Raw genomic sequence first — 16,626 nt, 5'->3', positions numbered from 1 at the left:
CGGGATTTCCGCGCAAAATGTGCGGAAACACCTCGCGGAATAGTGTAAGTGGATAGTAGTTTCAGAATACCTCGCTTTTTCATAGAGGCGGGCAGGAAAGGATTTACAAAAATGATGAAAAAAGGAATCGCAGTTCTGGCAGCCGGACTGATGCTTACGGGCGCGCTGGCAGGATGTGGAAAAAGCAATACGCTGGACGGTACACAGACCGTGGCAGTGATGGACGAGACGACCAATGTGCCCCTGGGAGAGGTAAGCTTCCTGCTCCGCTATCAGCAGGCGCAGATGGAGTCCTACTACGGATCCATGCTGGGTATGACCAATGTATATGGCCAGGACCTGTCCGGTACCGGCACCATATACGGCGAGACCGCAAAAACAAGCCTGATGGAGCAGTTCAATCAGATGTATGTGCTGGAGGCTGAGGCAGAGAACTATGGCGTGGAAGTCACGGATGACGAAAAGACAGCGATTGCTGACGCAGCAGCTCAGTTTATGAAGGATAATGACACCAAGGTGCAGAACGCCCTGGGCGTGACCGAGGCGGATGTGGAGCATGTGCTGACCCTGATGACCATTCAGGAGAAGATGTTCGCGCCGCTGACCGTGGATGTGGATACGGAGGTTTCTGATGAAGAAGCGGCGCAGAAGCGCATCGTCTATGTATACATGTCCACCGCAGGTACCGAGACAGACGATGACGGCAATACCATCGATCTGACCGACGAGGAGAAGGCGGCGAAGAAGCAGGAGCTTCAGGATATCCTGGACGCGGCCAGGGAGAGCGGCGACCTGAAGGCAGCCGTGGACGCGGCCAATGAGAACCGGGATGAGAACTCCAAGCTCTCAGCCAGCGAGACCACTTACGGCGCGGACAGCACCACACCGGCCGAGGAGGTACGCACTGCTGCAGACGCACTGAAGGACGGCGAGCTCGCTGAGATCGTGGATACAGATACCGGATACTACGCGGTACAGATGGTCAGCACCTTTGACGAGGATGCCACAGCCAATAAGAAGGATTCCATTGTGACCGAGCGCAAGAACACTCTGTATCAGGAGAAATGCACGGAACTGGAAGAGGGACATGCTTTCGAGACCAGGGACGACGTGCTGGCGGATCTGACCTTTGACCGCATCTATAAACTGAACACCGAGACTGCGGAGGAATAATATCATTATGGGAAAAGAGAGACTGGAACAGAATCTCATTGACCAGATGAAAGAGGCCCAGCTGAAGCTCGGGTTTGAAGAGGAGACCATGAGGCTTTACTACCCCGTGGCCTCCTTGAATCTTTTACTGGGAACAAATTGTGAGACAGCGAAGGAAATGGTAACGGAGCTTACGGCTCTATTTGCAGATAGAAAGAGCGTGCTGGGAGCTATGAGCTTCCGGGTAAGCGCAGGCCGCATCGAGGTCAGCGTGCCGCCGGAGGGCGCAAAGTACGTCCATGAGCACATGGGCGACGTGGCCTTCCTGAAAGCCATCATTGACCTGTTTTCCAATCCCCACGATAAGAGCGTGGGGGATGTGAAGGCGGTCTTCGAGAAGTTCGGTGCTTACGTGTGCGAGGAGATGCCGGAGGGCTCGGACTTTGACGAAGCCCTGCATTTCGAGGATCCGTCCGTGGACGAGTACTATTACTGTGTAAAGGAAGAGATGGGACACCTCATTTACCATCGCTTCCTGAAAGAGGATTACCAGAAATTGTTGTAACAATTTTGTAAAAAATTCGGCCCGGGCGGTTGAAAACTACAAATATAGGTGTTATATTATATAGGACAATGACTGCTAATCCAAAGCAGCAGAAATAAAGCCCCGATAAAAGGGGCCGAGGAACAAATGAGGAGGTATTATGAAAGCGAAACGAGTGGGGGCATTACTGCTCTCTGCGGTTCTGACTGTGTCGTTGCTTGGCGGCTGCAGCTCCAGAACACAGGTGTCGGAGGATATGATTCCGACTGTGACGGATCTGCAGCAGGATTCTGAGGAGGAGACTGCAGAGGCCAGTGTCATCGGACTGACCATGAACAAGTCTTATGTGGCTGAGCTGACCCGTCTGGATGGAGACAACACACAGATGGCGAAGGTGGATGCCAAGGAGATTTCGGTGGTTTTGAAGGCGACTTCCCTGGATAAGGATCTGAAGATTCAGATCGTAAACCAGAAGACCGGAAAGGTCATTACCGGAACAGCCTTTGAGGTGACTGTGACCGATTCCGCCAAGAAGACGGAGAGCTATACAGATAAGGATAAGGACGGCATTATCTACGTGAAGTCCATGAAGCCGGGCAAGTGTACGGTATCCATGAAGGCTTCCGGCGGCTACAGCGTACCGGCGGATATCACGGCGGACGTCAAGGCCAATATCGAGTATAAAGCAGTGGACGTATCCGCGGAGATCAAGAGCGAGAGCCAGATCAACGTGGCCAAGGAGGATTCCAATACTACCGGCAACGACAGCGCAGGTACGGCCCAGACCCTGAAGGATACGGTGGAATATGTGGAGTCCGCCAAGACCGAGCCGAAGCAGAAGGTAGATCAGTGGGGACAGTTGGTATATGCCAAGCAGAAGCTGGATAAATACGGTACGCCCATGTACGCGAAGATTATTTCCGAGCCGGCTGCAGATCATGTGGACAGCAACGGGGACAAGAAATGTGACCGCTGCGGCGCGGATATGACAACGAATACGACGCCGAGCCCGAGTACGAGTCCCAGCGAGACTCCGAGCCCCAGCCCGAGTACGAGTCCCAGCGAGACCCCGAGTACAAGCCCGAGTCCCAGTGAGACTCCGAGCCCCAGCCCGAGTACAAGCCCGAGTCCCAGCGAGACTCCGAGCCCCAGCCCGAGTACAAGCCCGAGTCCCAGCGAGACTCCGAGCCCCAGCCCGAGTCCCAGCGAACCCTCGGCTTCCGAAGCGTTGTCGACCACCACTCCGGCGGCCAGCGTGGTAGTCCGCGGTCTGATGCTTCTGAAGGCAGCGCCCACGGAGAAGATTGTCTACGATACCAGCAGCGCGCCGGTCTATGACACCAGCAGCGATCCGGTATACGAGGACAGCGCAAGCGGCGTGAAATACACCGGCTGGCAGACCATCGACGGAGCAACCTATTATTTCGATAAAAATGGCAATAAAGTGACCGGAACTCAGGTTATCCAGGGGATCCAGTACACCTTCAGCAGCGAGGGCGTCCGCTCCGGCACCATCGGAATCGACGTGTCCAAGTATCAGAGCGGTATCAACTGGCAGAAGGTAAAGAACGCGGGCATCAACTTCGCGATCATCCGCTGCGGCTACCGTGGTTACGGTTCCGGTGTCCTGGTTCAGGATCCGAAGTTCGCATCCCATATTTCCGGCGCCAAGGCAGCAGGCCTGCGTGTAGGTATCTACTTCTTCAGTCAGGCCATTACCGAGGCTGAGGCTGTAGAGGAAGCAAGTATGGCCGTGAAGCTGGCGAACCAGTACGGCATCAACATGCCCATCGCCATCGACAGCGAGTACGCGGCAGGCGGAAGAGGCCGTGCGGACGGACTTTCCAAGGCAGAACGGACCAGGATTACCGTGGCATTCTGCAACACTGTGGCAAACTCCGGTTACAAGCCCATGGTCTACGCAAGCAAGAGCTGGTTCGCGTCCCATCTGGACGTATCCCAGTTCGGCAGCTACCGCATCTGGGTAGCCCACTACGCAGAAAAGTGCGGCTACGGCGGACGCTACGACATCTGGCAGAACACCTCCAAGGGTTCTGTGGACGGCGTGCCGGGCAATGTGGATATGAATATCAGTTCCATCTAAAAATGACAGGCAGGCGAAAGCGCTTCACCCGATGCGGGGTGAAGCGCTTTTTATCCATGTAACAGGAAATTCCTATGGAATCCCCTGTTACATAAAAAATAGTATCGCACTGCGGCGCAGTGGTAGATGGTTGCTCCTATGGAATCCCCTGTTACATAAAAAATAGTATCGCACTGCGGCGCAGTGGTAGATGGTTGCAAAAAGAAAGGGGCCCTGTCCAATGGACGGAGCCCTTTTCGAGGGGAATGTGATCGGACCGTGTTAGGTCCTGAGATAGGCGTAAGTTTTTCTTGCCACACCCAGCTCTTCGTTGGCCGGGATGACGTGGATGGTAACCGGGGAATTGTCGCGGGAAATCACCGTGTTCGCTCCGGTACAGTTCTGATTTTTTTTATCATCTAATAGAATCCCCATATGTGCTAACTGATGGCAGACGGACTCGCGGATGCGGGTGCCGTGCTCGCCGATGCCGCCGGTGAAGACCAGATGATCAAGGCCGCCCAGCTCTGCGTAGTAAGCGCCGATGTGACGGACGATGCCATTGCAGAAGACGTCGATGGCGAGCTTGGCACGGTCATTTCCTGCGTCAGCGGCTTCCTGTACGTCCCGAAGGTCATTGCTGACGCCGGAGATGCCAAGGAGTCCTCCCCGCTTCGTCAGGCCATCCAAAACCTCATCCAGGGAAAGCCCCTCCTTCTGTAAAAAGGGAACAATGAAGGGGTCGATATCGCCGCAGCGGTTGGATTGAATCACGCCCACCTGCAGGGAGATACCGAAGCTGGTGTCGACGCTTTTCCCGTCGTCGATGGCACATAAGGAACCGCTGCCGCCCAGGTGACAGGAGATGGCCTTGCCTGTGGATCCGTACAGGTCGGTCAGGGTCTCGGCCACGTAGCTATGGGAAGCGCCGTGATACCCCAGGCGCTGGATGCCGTAAGTCTCGTACCACTCCCAGGGGATGCCGTAGATACGCCGCTCCTGCGGGATGGTCTGATGGAAAGCCGTCTCAAAAGCACCTACCAGCATGGCGTCGGGCGTCAGCTTCTGAAACTGGCGGATAGCCTCCAGATAAGGCTTATTGTGGGCCGGAGCCACTACCATGTAGTCCTCCATGCCCTGAAGCACCTCGGGCGTCAGCTCGTGGATGCCGTAATGGTCCCTGGAGAGCACCGTCTTGAATCCCACCCGTGCGAGCTCAGACAGATTCCCCAGAACCCCGTTCTCTTTATCGAGAATCCGGTCCAGAAAGAGCTGAATGCCTTCTGTATAGGTAGGAATGGAGAGATTCTCCTGGAAGATGCGGAAACCGTCCGGTTTGGAAAAATGGAAAATCGCTGTGTCGGTGCCGACGCGCTCTACTTTTCCTTCGGCAAGCACCTCCTCAGCGGGCATGTTGAATAGTTTGAATTTGAGAGACGTGCTCCCGGCATTGCAGACTAAAACCTTCATAAAACCCCTCCAAAGCAGATTGTTCGTTAAAAAATACACAATATTGTTAAAAAAATATCACTTATAATCTTGTCAAAACAGAAATCTCCTGTTATTTTATTAGTATAGCAAAAACCAAAAGCATACACAATATAAAAAAGCAGTGAGTGAAAATTTGTAATTCATGTTACGGTTCACAGTAACGAATTCATTTTCCGATGCAGCTCGCACAGGAGGAAATATTATGATTAAAATGGCGTTTTTCGATGCAAAACCTTATGAGATTGAGGCTTTTAAGAAGTGGAACAGCGATGGAGAGATTGATATCCGCTACATGGAGCATAAACTGAATGCACAGACCGTAGACTCCGCGAAGGGCTGCGACGTGGTGTGTGCCTTTGTGAATGATACCATCGACGCAGAGGTTCTGGATGAGCTGAAGAAGCTGGGCGTAAAGATGGTAGCCATGCGCTGCGCAGGCTACAACAACCTGGATCTGAAGGCCTTGGGCGACCTGAAGGCCGTCCGCGTACCGGCTTACTCCCCCCATGCGGTAGCAGAGCATGCCATGGCCCTCTTGCTGACCCTGAACCGCAAGACCCATAAGGCATACAACCGTACCCGTGAGTTCAATTTCAGCCTGAATGGTCTGACTGGCGTGGACCTGTACGGCAAGACTGTCGGTGTCGTAGGAACCGGTCGTATCGGCCGCATGTTCATTGACATCTGCCGTGGCTTCGGCATGAAAGTCATTGCCTATGATATGTACCCGGTGGAGGGCATCGACTACGTGGATCTGGATACCCTGTTCCGCGAGAGTGATTTCATCTCCCTGCACTGCCCGCTGACCGACGAGACCCACCACATGGTAGACGAGAAGCGCTTCGCCATCATGAAGGACAGCGCCATCCTCATTAACACCTCCCGCGGCGCCCTGGTAGACAGCGTTGCCCTGGTAGAGGCCCTGTGGAACAAGCAGCTGCGCGCCGTAGGTCTGGATGTATACGAGGAGGAGGCCAACTACTTCTTCGAGGACTGCTCCGGTGAAATCGTGGACGACGCCACCCTGCAGCTTCTGGTGTCCATGCCCAACGTGCTTCTGACCTCCCATCAGGCGTTCCTGACTGAGGAAGCCCTGTCTAATATCGCGGAGACCACCCTGAACAATGTGAAGGAGTTCTTCCAGAATAACAATCTGGTAAATGAGATCAAATAAAAACGGATTTTGATAGAATAAAAGAACCGGAAACTTTCAATAAAATAAGAAAGTTTCCGGTTCTTTGCGCGTATGAAAGAAAATTTAACGTTACAGCTTCTGTAAAGTCTTAGCAACTGTTCCTGTTTTTTTACTCTATAGGAAATATCGTGTTACATTAAAGTGTGAAAGTCATGATTCTTATAGAGCAAAAAGCCCCTCCGGGGGATCGCACTCGGCGCAGTGGTAGATGGTTGCTGAAGCAACCGCGCCTCGACGCGAGAATGTGCCATTGGCACATTCTTTCTTAGTATAATACAGAAGTTTCGACTGTGTTATCCCGGTACATAAAAAATATCAGTATAATTTCGCCGGATTTCCACATAATAACTCCAAAGCTTAATGTATGCAATGGAGGAAAATACAATATGAAAGCAACGGGAATTGTGCGGCGGATAGACGATCTGGGCAGAGTGGTGATTCCGAAGGAGATACGCAGGACGCTTCGAATCCGGGAGGGCGATCCACTGGAGATCTTCACGGATCGGGAAGGCGAGATTATTCTGAAAAAATATTCCCCCATTGGGGAACTGGGAACCTTCGCGAAGGAATACGCGGATAGTCTGGGGCAGGTAGCGGGCGTGATGGTCTGCATCTGCGACCGGGACGCGGTCATTGCGGCGGCGGGCGGCGCAAAGAAGGAATATCTGGGAAAATCCATCAGTCCCGGGCTGGAGAAGCTCATCGAGGAGCGGGAAAACCAGCAGACGGAGGCGGGCGAGAAAAAATTTGTGGGTCTCGTGGAAGAGGACGCCGGGCAGATCTGCAGCGAGACCATCTGTCCCATCATCGCCGGGGGCGACGCCATCGGCGCCGTCATCCTCTTTTCCCGGGATCCAAAGGTGAAAATGGGTGATATGGAGCTGAAACTGGCCTTGACCGCTGCGAATTTTCTGGGGCGGCAGATGGAGAATTAGACAATTTATGTTTAAAATAATTGACGTTATACCGGTTTCTGTTTAAAATATGAAACATCAGAGACTGGGAGGCATAAAGTATGTACTACGTACCCGAAGGAACCAAAGAATGCGGCTTCTATGAATGTAAAAAATGCGGCAACCGCTTTTTATCCCTGCAGACCATGCAGCGGATTCCATGCCCGGACTGCGCGATGGATATCGACTATGAGATCGGGCCGGATGAATCCATGGAGGATGTGATGGATACGGCGGAGCTCATCGAGAAGCTGGAGGGCGAGGAAGAGATCGAAAAAATGGACGGACTCTTAAGCCTGGCAGTCACCGGCGGTGATTGCGAGTGGATCTAGTGAAAAATTGCACAAAAAGCAAGCTTAATAATCTGTAAAACTGACGAAAAAAGCAGGGAGTAGAAAAAACTTCTTGCTTTTTTTCGTGAAAGAGACTATGATAGAAGCATAAGAACTGGAAACGTTTCCAATGAAACGTTTCCAAAACGGATTCCAACAAGGAATTCCACCATGAACGGGAGGAAATCATTATGAACAAGAAACTCTTAGCCCTGACACTGAGCGGCGCTCTGGCAGTTTCCATGCTGGCAGGCTGCGGCGGATCTTCCAACGGAGGAGACACCTCTACATCTACAGACACGAAGGCAGATACCACAGAAGCAAGCGGAGCAGAAGGCTCTGTATACTATCTGAACTTCAAACCGGAGCAGGATCAGCAGTGGCAGGACCTGGCAAAGGCTTATACCGACGAGACCGGCGTACCGGTAACCGTTGTAACGGCAGCATCCGGTAACTATGAGACCACTCTGATGAGTGAGATGGGCAAGAGCGGCGCTCCGACCCTGTTCCAGGTAAACGGACCGGTGGGTCTGGCGAACTGGAAGGATTACTGCTATGACCTGGCAGGATCCGATATCTACGGACAGCTGACCAGCGATAACTACGCGCTGAAGGAAGACGACACCGTATACGGCATCGCATATGTAATCGAGTCCTACGGACTGATTGTAAATAAGACACTGCTGGAGAAGGCAGGCTACACTATCGACGATATCCAGTCCTTCGCGGATCTGAAAAAGGTAGCCGAGGATATCACAGCACGCTCCTCTGAGCTTGGCTTTGCGGCATTTACCTCCGCAGGTATGGACGGCTCCTCTGACTGGAGATTCAAGACCCATCTGGCAAACCTGCCGATTTACTTTGAGTATCAGACCGATGGTATCAGCAGCACAGACGCCATCAAGGGAACCTATCTGGACAACTACCGCGATATGTGGGATCTGTACATCAATAACAGCACCTGCGATCCGAAGGAGCTTTCCGCTAAGACCGGCGACGACTCCAGAAACGAGTTCCTGGCAGGCGACGCAGTCTTCTTCCAGAATGGTTCCTGGGAGTACGCGAACCTGACAGGCGACGGCGGTTATACCGATGACGACCTGGCTATGATTCCGATTTATATCGGCGCTGGCGACGAGGCAAATCAGGGTCTCTGCACCGGTACAGAGAACTACTGGTGTGTGAACAACCAGGCAGACGAGGCAGATATTAAGGCAACTCTGGACTTCATGAACTGGTGTGTAACCTCTGAGCTGGGAACCAAGACCATGGCTGAGGATATGGGCTTCGTTATTCCGTTCAAGGGCGCGCAGGAATCCAAGAACCTGTTTGTAAAGCAGGACGCAGAGTACACTGCAGAAGGCAAGACTCCGGTATCCTGGAACTTCACCACCATGCCCTCTGAGGAGTGGAAGAACGGCGTAGGCCAGGCTCTGACCGCATACGCAGCAGACCAGACCGACGCAAACTGGGCAGGCGTTGTATCCGCATTCGTTGACGGATGGGCAACCGAGTACCAGATGGCGAACGGCCAGTAAAAGAAAGAGACTATTTTAAGGGGCGGGCAGTTTATACTTGCCTGCCCCTTTTCTACTCAATTTTAACTCAGAAAGGAGTGCAGAATCATGGAAAAAGCGATCAAACGCTGGTCGCCCCTTTTTGTACTGCCCACGCTTCTGGCTTTTACGATTGGATTTATCATTCCCTTCTTTGAGGGACTGTATCTGTCCTTCTGCCAGTTTACGACAGTAAAAAACGCGAAATTCACAGGTTTTGGAAATTATAAAAAAATCTTTTCCGACCTTACATTTTTAAGCTCCTTTAAGTTTACCGTGCTCTTCGCGGTGGCCTCTATTGTGCTGATTAACGTCATTGCCTTTGCACTGGCGCTGCTTCTGACACGGAAGCTTAAGGGTACCAATATTTTCCGTACGATCTTCTTTATGCCGAACCTGATCGGCGGTATCGTGCTGGGATATATCTGGCAGATTCTGATCAACTGCGTGCTCTCCATCGTGGGACAGCCGCTTTTGGCATTGAACAGCTCCGCAGGCTACTGGGGACTGATTATTCTCATGTGCTGGCAGCAGATTGGTTACATGATGATCATCTATATCGCGGGACTGCAGAATGTTTCCGATGACCTGCTGGAGGCAGCCCAGATCGACGGAGCGACGCCCTGGCAGACTTTATGGAAGGTGAAGCTTCCTATGGTTATGCCGTCCATTACCATCTGTGTATTCCTGACGCTGACCAACTCCTTCAAGCTCTTTGACCAGAACCTGGCACTGACCGGAGGAGATCCGAACCATATGACAGAGATGCTGGCACTGAACATCTATCAGACCTTCTACGCAAGGGCAGGCGCCCAGTGGAAGGGCCTCGGCCAGGCCAAGGCCGTACTGTTCTGCCTGCTGGTTATCGTAATTTCCGTGCTCCAGCTGCGGGCTACACGTAAGAGGGAGGTGCAGCAGTAAGATGAGAAAGAAAAAACAGATACAGGATACCGTCATGGTAGTGTTTCTGAGCATTCTGGCACTGTTGTACGTCTATCCGATCGTCATGATTCTCTTTAACTCTGTAAAGAGGGAGACGGCGATTACCACCGCCGGCGCGTTCACCCTGCCGACGGCGGACACCTTCGCAGGCCTGGCGAACTACGCCAACGCGATTGCCTCCAAAGGCTTTTTACAGAGCTTAGGCTACAGCCTTCTGATTACCATCACCTCTGTGGCGGCGATTCTTATCTGCTGCTCCATGTGCGCCTGGTACATCACCCGGGTAAAGGGAAAGCTGTCAAAGATTCTGTATTACCTGTTTGTATTTTCCATGGTAGTACCCTTCCAGATGGTGATGTTTACCCTGTCCCAGACAGCGGATTCCTTAAACCTTAACAAGCCCTGGAATATCTGGATTATCTACCTGGGCTTCGGCGCGGGCCTGGCAGTTTTCATGTTCGCGGGCTTTATGAAATCCATTCCCCTGGAGGTGGAGGAAGCGTCCATGATTGACGGCTGCAATCCGCTGCAGACCTTCTTCCTGATTGTGCTTCCCATGCTGAAGCCGACCCTGGTATCCGTAGGAATCCTGGAGGCCATGTGGGTATGGAACGACTACCTTCTGCCGACCCTGGTACTGGATATTAAGAATTATAAGACCATTCCCATGTTGATTCAGTATTTCCGCGGAAGTTATGGTAAAGTAGAGATGGGTCCTATGATGGCAAGTATTATGTTAACCGTAATTCCCATTGTTACCGTATATCTGCTGGGCCAGAAACACATTATCAAAGGAGTGGCTGCGGGAGCAGTTAAGGGATAAACATACAGATGACAATCAAAGACATTGCGAAGGAGTCCGGATACGCGGTGGGCACGGTGTCTCGTGTGCTCAATAATCATCCGGACGTATCGGAAAAAGCGCGAAAAACCATTATGGCGGTGGTGGAAAAGCACCATTTCAAACTAAACAGCAACGCCAAGCACCTGAAGCAGCAGGCCAGCAGCGGAATCGCGATTATCGTAAAGGGTTCCCAGAATATGCTGTTCGCTTCCATCGTGGAGCGGCTGCAGCGGCTTATGAGCGAGAAAAAGTATGCTCCCTTCATCTACTATATCGGTGAGGAGGAAAATGAGGTGGAGCGGGCCGAAAGGGTGTGCCTGGAGCGGCATCCCTTGGGGATTCTTTTTCTGGGAAGCGATCTGGAGTTCTTCAAAGAGCGGTTTGACCGGCTGGAGATTCCCTGCGTGCTGGTTACCAATTCGGCGGCGGAGCTGGGCTTTGACAATCTCTCCAGTGTCAGTACAGACGACGAGGCAGGAGCGCAGGCAGCGGTAACGCATCTTTTGAAGCTGGGTCACCGGAACATCGGTATCCTGGGCGGCTATATGGAAAAGTCCCATGCGGCCCATACCCGGTACAAGGGCTGCGAAAAGGCCTTCGCGGAGCAGGGTATAAAGCTGGAGCCCGGTCGGCAATACCGGTCGGCGTTCTTTTCCATGGAGGAGGGCTATCACGCCATGGAGCAGCTGTTTGAGCAAATGCCGGATCTGACGGCGGTATTTGCCATGGCAGATGTACTGGCAGTGGGCGCCATCCGCGCTATCCGGGACCGGGGACTTCGGGTACCGGAGGACGTTTCCGTGATGGGCTTTGACGGAATTGAATTGGGAAATTATCTTTCTCCGCGGCTCACTACGGTGCGCCAGGCCCGAGAAAGGATAGCCGACCGGAGCCTGGAAATTCTGCTCTCGGATATTGCGGGAGAGCGTCCGGCGGTGCATGAGCTTCTTCCCTTCGATATCGTGGAGGGAGAGAGCGCGGCGAAAATCGCCCGCTAAGACAGAACAGAAGATAAGATGGGTAACGGTGAAGATATGGAATAATTACGGTGTACGCTCTGGGCGGACACGGTAAGGAGGAAGAAAAATGGCAGATATTACATTTAAGCATGTGGTGAAAACCTATGACAATAAAAATACAGTGATTCCGGATTTGAATCTGGAAATTCACGACAAGGAATTTATCGTGCTAGTCGGTCCGTCCGGCTGCGGAAAGTCCACGACCCTCCGCATGATTGCGGGTCTGGAGGAGATTAGTTCAGGCGACCTGTACATCGGCGACAGAAGAGTGAACGATGTGGCGCCCAAGGATCGGGATATCGCGATGGTATTCCAGAGCTATGCCCTGTATCCCCATATGACGGTATACAAAAATATGTCCTTTGCCCTGGAGCTTCATGGCACGCCCAAGGACGAGATTGACAAAAAGGTACGTGAGGCAGCCGAGATTCTGGGTCTGACGGAGTATCTGGACCGGAAGCCCAAGGCGCTGTCCGGCGGACAGAGACAGCGTGTGGCACTGGGCCGCGCCATGGTGCGGAACCCTGCGGTATTTCTGCTTGACGAGCCCCTGTCCAACCTGGACGCCAAGCTCCGTACCGAGATGAGAAGCCAGATCGCCGCATTACATAAGCGTCTGCAGACTACCTTCGTATATGTAACCCATGACCAGACTGAGGCGATGACCATGGGCGACCGTATCGTAGTCATGAAGGACGGTATTATCCAGCAGGTAGATACGCCCCAGAACCTGTATAATTATCCCTGCAACAAGTTTGTGGCAGGCTTTATCGGTTCTCCCCAGATGAATTTTGTAAACGTGAAGGTGGAGAAGGATGCTGCCGGAACCGTACTGGTATTTGGCGATTACCGGATTCCGGTGAACAAGCCGGAGCTCCAGGCTTATGTGGGCAAAGAGGTTATCATGGGCATCCGCCCGGAGGACATTCACGCGGAAGAGTCCTTCCTGGCTATCTCCGACGCTTCCAATATTGAGGCGAAGGTAGATCTGGCGGAAATGATGGGCTCTGAGATTTATCTGTATCTGACCTGCTTCGGACAGAAGCTGGTGGCCAGAGTGCCGTCCCGCACCGGAATCCGCGCAGAGGATGTGGCAAAGCTGGCTCTGGATGTGAACAAAATTCATGTCTTTGACGCGGAGACGGAAGCCATCATCTGTCATTAGGATTAAAAATCGGGCAGTCAGGAGGAAAAATCACGATGACGAAATATACCGTTTTATTGAACAGCATTGAAAAAATAAAAAACTTTGTAAATACCATTACCCGCTATCCCTATGATTTCGATCTGGTGTCGGGACGCTATACCATTGACGCCAAATCCATTATGGGTATCTTTTCCCTGGATTTGACCCACCCGCTGGATCTCTGTGCCTATACGGACGGGGATGAAAAGCTTCAGGAGGATCTGAAACCCTATCTTGTGGAAAAAGGAGCGTGATGGCCGGTGAGAAGCAGTGGAATTTTGATGCACCTCTCTTCCCTGCCGAGTCCTTACGGAATCGGCAGCATGGGAAAACCGGCGCGGGAATTCATTGATTTTCTGAAGGCGGCGGGCCAGGGCTACTGGCAGCTGCTTCCCATCTGTCCCACCAGCTACGGGGATTCTCCCTACCAGTCCTTTTCTACCTACGCGGGCAATCCTTACTTTATTGATCTGGAGCTGCTTGAGGCAGACGGACTTCTGGAATGGCAGGAGTATGGAGAGGTAGATTGGGAAAGCGTGCCGGAGAAGGTCAATTATGGAGCCCTGTACGAAAAGCGTTACCCGATTCTGCGGAAGGCCGCAGAGCGGTTCCTTACGCGGATTCCTTCGGATTATCCGGAATTCTGTGCGAACAATGATTACTGGCTGGGAGATTACGCCCGTTTCATGGCCATGAAGCACGCCCATGGAGGAGCGTCCTGGCAGGAGTGGGAAGCCCTTTCGACAGAGGAAATCGAGCTTCGGTATGCCGAGGAGATCCGCTTCTGGAAGGTGCTTCAGTATCTGTTCTTCCGGCAGTGGGAGGAGCTTCGCACTTATGCCAATGAGCAGGGAATCTGTCTGATTGGAGATCTGCCCATCTATGTGTCCCTGGACAGCGTGGACGTGTGGGCACATCCGGAGCTGTTCCAGTTGGACGAGAACCGGAACCCGAGGGAAGTGGCCGGCTGTCCGCCGGACGGCTTTTCCGCAGACGGACAGCTCTGGGGAAATCCCCTCTTCGATTGGGAATATATGGAAAAGAACGATTATGACTGGTGGGTCAGACGGATTCAGTATCTCTGCAAGGTCTATGATATCCTGCGGATCGATCATTTCCGGGGCTTTGATTCCTACTATGCGATTCCATATGGAAACACAACGGCCCGGGGCGGGCGTTGGAAGCAGGGACCGGGAATCGCTCTGTTCCGGGCAGTGGAGGAACAGATTGGGCCGCAGCGGATCATTGCGGAGGATCTGGGGTATCTGACCGAGTCGGTCCACCAGCTTCTGAAGGACAGCGGTTTTCCGGGAATGAAGGTACTGGAATTTGCCTTTGACAGCCGGGACGGAGGCGGCAACGCCTATCTGCCGGAAAATTATCCGGAGCATTGCGTGGCCTATGTGGGAACCCACGACAACGACACGGCGCTGGGCTGGATGAAAACAGCTCCGGCGGAGGATGTGGCCTGTGCCAGGGAATATCTCCATGAGACAGAGGATGGGGCGGCAGCCCGGGCTATGCTCACTGCCATCTGGAAGAGCCGGGCAGAGCTTGCTATCGTACAGGTGCAGGATATCCTGGGACTGGGAAGCGAAGCCCGCATGAACACCCCGTCCACCGTAGGCGAAAACTGGCGCTGGAGGGCGAAGGAGGGAAGCTTTACGCCAGAGCTGGCTGCAGAGCTTCGAGAGAAGATGGAAGCCTGCGGAAGGCTGGAAAAATAAAAAAGCACGGATGAAAAAAACGGGACATGGCAAAAGCTATGTCCTGTTTTTTATCCAATTATTTACAAAAGATAGAAAAGCTGCAATTAAGCATAAAATAGATCATATATTATCTGTAAACAAATCGTACAAGAATGATGTAAAAGTCTTACATCGAAATCCACCCAAAGGCGTTTGCCACGGAGCTGAGCAGGATAATGACTGCAAAGACCGGGCCAAGATACTGGATCATGACGCGGAAAATCTTCTTTCTCTTAAAGGAGTGTTCCCCGTGGAGCACTTCTTCTTCAATTCCCTTTACGCCGATGACTCTGGAAATCAGAAGGCAGGTAGCGACTGCCGCGATGGGCATCATCACAGAGTTGGTCAGAAAATCAAAGAAATCCAGGAATTGCATACCGATGATTTCCACAGCGGCCAGGGGACCGTAGCCTAAGGAGGACAGGGTTCCGAGGGCAAGCATGATAATGCCGATCATGACGGTTGCTTTCTTTCTGCCCCAGCCCAGTTCGTCCTCGAAGGTGGACACCGCGCTTTCGGTCAGGGCGATGGAGCTGGTCATAGCGGCGAACAGTACCAGGACAAAGAACAGGATACCCACGATAGTACCCATTCCCATGCTGTCGAATACCTTCGGAATGGTGATAAACATCAGAGCCGGACCTGCCTGCAGGGTATCCGGATCTCCGCCGGAGAAGGCGAATACTGCCGGAATGATCATCAGGCCGGCCATAATCGCGATAGCAGTATCAAAGATCTCCACATTTTTCGTGGACTCTTCAATCGAAACATCTTTCTTCATATAAGAGCCGAAGGTCACCAGAATACCCATGGCGATGGACAGAGAATAGAACATCTGCCCCATGGCCGCCACCACGGTCATCCAGGAAAAATTCTCCGGATTCGGTACCAGGAAATACTTCACGCCAGCCAAAGCCCCGGGCCGGGTCACGGAATAAACCGCGATAACCACAGACAGCACCACCAGAATGGGCATCATAATCTTGGATACCCGCTCAATTCCATTGCGGACGCCTGCGTAGATAATCAGCAGGGTACACAGAGAAAATACGATGAAGCAAAGCTCTGTGGAGACGCCATTGGAAATGAAGGCGGAGAAATAACCGTCCGCAGCCAGGGTATGTCCGTTTCCGATGATATATTCTACCAGATATTTGATAACCCAGCCGCCGATAACGGAATAGTAGGGCACAATCAGTACCGGAATAATCGCGTTGATCCAGCCGCCGAAGGACAGCCATTTAGACTTTCCAAAGGAATGGTAAGCGCCGACCGGGCTCTTCTTTGTCATACGTCCTAGGGCTGTCTCAGCCACGATCATAGTGTAGCCAAAGGTCAGGGCCAGAACGATATAAACCAGAAGGAAAATACCGCCGCCATATTTGGCCGCCAGGTACGGAAAGCGCCAGATATTGCCCAGGCCTACGGAAGCGCCTGCAGCAGAAAGCACGAAGCCCAGTTTTCCCGAAAAAGAGCTTCTTTTGTGGTTATGTGAACTCATAAATCTATCCCCCTATGTTGATTGGTCATGTAGGGTATAGTGTACCACAGAGGGCGAAAAAAAGCAATAAAAGACCGTCA

15 protein-coding genes are annotated in these 16,626 nt (G+C 52.5%); 13 read left to right on the top strand and 2 right to left on the bottom strand.

What is annotated here, in order from left to right; translation table 11 throughout:
• Positions 1-111 precede the first annotated feature (111 nt).
• From OCV63_RS05545 to OCV63_RS05535, 3 genes are all read left to right on the top strand, one after another.
• The gene (locus tag OCV63_RS05545) at positions 112-1,173 is read left to right on the top strand and encodes a peptidylprolyl isomerase (protein ID WP_158362564.1); all 1,062 of its coding nucleotides are present in this window, start codon (positions 112-114) and stop codon (positions 1,171-1,173) included.
• Positions 1,174-1,180: 7 nt separating this feature from the next.
• On the top strand, positions 1,181-1,717 hold the full coding sequence (locus tag OCV63_RS05540) for a DUF3877 family protein (RefSeq protein ID WP_158362562.1): 537 nt from the start codon (positions 1,181-1,183) through the stop codon (positions 1,715-1,717).
• A gap of 139 nt (positions 1,718-1,856) precedes the next feature.
• Complete coding sequence (locus tag OCV63_RS05535) at positions 1,857-3,800, top strand: glycoside hydrolase family 25 protein (RefSeq protein WP_158362560.1); 1,944 nt, start codon at positions 1,857-1,859, stop codon at positions 3,798-3,800.
• Positions 3,801-4,061: 261 nt separating this feature from the next.
• On the opposite strand, the gene OCV63_RS05530 is transcribed toward OCV63_RS05535, so the two are convergent.
• Positions 4,062-5,249: an acetate/propionate family kinase gene (locus OCV63_RS05530; protein WP_158362558.1), complete on the bottom strand. Its 1,188-nt coding sequence runs from the start codon at positions 5,247-5,249 to the stop codon at positions 4,062-4,064.
• Positions 5,250-5,472: 223 nt separating this feature from the next.
• Between OCV63_RS05530 and OCV63_RS05525 the strand changes: the two genes are divergently transcribed.
• The 10 genes from OCV63_RS05525 (at position 5,473) to malQ (ending at position 15,024) form a co-directional block, all read left to right on the top strand.
• Positions 5,473-6,444 carry a 2-hydroxyacid dehydrogenase gene (locus OCV63_RS05525; RefSeq protein WP_158362556.1) on the top strand — a complete coding sequence of 324 codons (972 nt, stop codon included), beginning with the start codon at positions 5,473-5,475 and terminating at the stop codon, positions 6,442-6,444.
• Between the two features lie 407 nt (positions 6,445-6,851).
• Positions 6,852-7,400 (top strand): stage V sporulation protein T, encoded by a 549-nt coding sequence (gene spoVT / locus OCV63_RS05520; protein ID WP_158362554.1) that lies wholly within the window; start codon positions 6,852-6,854, stop codon positions 7,398-7,400.
• Between the two features lie 80 nt (positions 7,401-7,480).
• A complete protein-coding gene (locus OCV63_RS05515; RefSeq protein WP_158362552.1) occupies positions 7,481-7,750 on the top strand; it encodes a hypothetical protein in 270 nt (89 codons plus the stop codon).
• Positions 7,751-7,941: 191 nt separating this feature from the next.
• Positions 7,942-9,288: an ABC transporter substrate-binding protein gene (locus OCV63_RS05510; RefSeq protein ID WP_262670655.1), complete on the top strand. Its 1,347-nt coding sequence runs from the start codon at positions 7,942-7,944 to the stop codon at positions 9,286-9,288.
• Positions 9,289-9,375: 87 nt separating this feature from the next.
• Positions 9,376-10,227, top strand: coding sequence for a carbohydrate ABC transporter permease (locus tag OCV63_RS05505; protein ID WP_158362550.1), 852 nt, complete (start codon positions 9,376-9,378; stop codon positions 10,225-10,227).
• 1 nt (position 10,228) lies between these two features.
• Entirely contained in the window at positions 10,229-11,071 is an 843-nt protein-coding gene (locus tag OCV63_RS05500; protein WP_158362548.1) for a carbohydrate ABC transporter permease, read from the top strand.
• Positions 11,072-11,079: 8 nt separating this feature from the next.
• Entirely contained in the window at positions 11,080-12,090 is a 1,011-nt protein-coding gene (locus OCV63_RS05495) for a LacI family DNA-binding transcriptional regulator (RefSeq protein WP_158362547.1), read from the top strand.
• 88 nt (positions 12,091-12,178) lie between these two features.
• Positions 12,179-13,276, top strand: a complete 1,098-nt coding sequence (locus OCV63_RS05490; protein ID WP_158362545.1) for an ABC transporter ATP-binding protein — start codon at positions 12,179-12,181, stop codon at positions 13,274-13,276.
• Between the two features lie 35 nt (positions 13,277-13,311).
• On the top strand, positions 13,312-13,551 hold the full coding sequence (locus OCV63_RS05485) for an HPr family phosphocarrier protein (RefSeq protein ID WP_158362543.1): 240 nt from the start codon (positions 13,312-13,314) through the stop codon (positions 13,549-13,551).
• A 6-nt stretch (positions 13,552-13,557) separates the two neighbouring features.
• On the top strand, positions 13,558-15,024 hold the full coding sequence (malQ, locus tag OCV63_RS05480) for a 4-alpha-glucanotransferase (RefSeq protein WP_158362541.1): 1,467 nt from the start codon (positions 13,558-13,560) through the stop codon (positions 15,022-15,024).
• Between the two features lie 148 nt (positions 15,025-15,172).
• Here malQ and OCV63_RS05475 read toward each other — a convergent pair whose 3' ends face one another.
• Positions 15,173-16,546, bottom strand: a complete 1,374-nt coding sequence (locus OCV63_RS05475) for a sodium-dependent transporter (RefSeq protein WP_158362539.1) — start codon at positions 16,544-16,546, stop codon at positions 15,173-15,175.
• Positions 16,547-16,626 lie beyond the last annotated feature (80 nt).

It is taken from the genome of Laedolimicola ammoniilytica, assembly GCF_025567165.1.
GTDB lineage: Bacteria > Bacillota > Clostridia > Lachnospirales > Lachnospiraceae > Laedolimicola > Laedolimicola ammoniilytica.
Note: the sequence above shows the minus strand (reverse complement) of the source record. Positions and strands in the feature narration are given on the sequence as shown.

What these genes read in the sequence shown, in the direction of transcription:
- OCV63_RS05545 (WP_158362564.1), top strand. Translation starts at nt 112, where the DNA reads ATGATGAAAAAAGGAATCGCAGTTCTGGCAGCCGGACTGATGCTTACG.
- OCV63_RS05540 (WP_158362562.1), top strand. Translation starts at nt 1,181, where the DNA reads ATGGGAAAAGAGAGACTGGAACAGAATCTCATTGACCAGATGAAAGAG.
- OCV63_RS05535 (WP_158362560.1), top strand. Translation starts at nt 1,857, where the DNA reads ATGAAAGCGAAACGAGTGGGGGCATTACTGCTCTCTGCGGTTCTGACT.
- OCV63_RS05530 (WP_158362558.1), bottom strand. Translation starts at nt 5,249, where the DNA reads ATGAAGGTTTTAGTCTGCAATGCCGGGAGCACGTCTCTCAAATTCAAA.
- OCV63_RS05525 (WP_158362556.1), top strand. Translation starts at nt 5,473, where the DNA reads ATGATTAAAATGGCGTTTTTCGATGCAAAACCTTATGAGATTGAGGCT.
- spoVT (WP_158362554.1), top strand. Translation starts at nt 6,852, where the DNA reads ATGAAAGCAACGGGAATTGTGCGGCGGATAGACGATCTGGGCAGAGTG.
- OCV63_RS05515 (WP_158362552.1), top strand. Translation starts at nt 7,481, where the DNA reads ATGTACTACGTACCCGAAGGAACCAAAGAATGCGGCTTCTATGAATGT.
- OCV63_RS05510 (WP_262670655.1), top strand. Translation starts at nt 7,942, where the DNA reads ATGAACAAGAAACTCTTAGCCCTGACACTGAGCGGCGCTCTGGCAGTT.
- OCV63_RS05505 (WP_158362550.1), top strand. Translation starts at nt 9,376, where the DNA reads ATGGAAAAAGCGATCAAACGCTGGTCGCCCCTTTTTGTACTGCCCACG.
- OCV63_RS05500 (WP_158362548.1), top strand. Translation starts at nt 10,229, where the DNA reads ATGAGAAAGAAAAAACAGATACAGGATACCGTCATGGTAGTGTTTCTG.
- OCV63_RS05495 (WP_158362547.1), top strand. Translation starts at nt 11,080, where the DNA reads ATGACAATCAAAGACATTGCGAAGGAGTCCGGATACGCGGTGGGCACG.
- OCV63_RS05490 (WP_158362545.1), top strand. Translation starts at nt 12,179, where the DNA reads ATGGCAGATATTACATTTAAGCATGTGGTGAAAACCTATGACAATAAA.
- OCV63_RS05485 (WP_158362543.1), top strand. Translation starts at nt 13,312, where the DNA reads ATGACGAAATATACCGTTTTATTGAACAGCATTGAAAAAATAAAAAAC.
- OCV63_RS05475 (WP_158362539.1), bottom strand. Translation starts at nt 16,546, where the DNA reads ATGAGTTCACATAACCACAAAAGAAGCTCTTTTTCGGGAAAACTGGGC.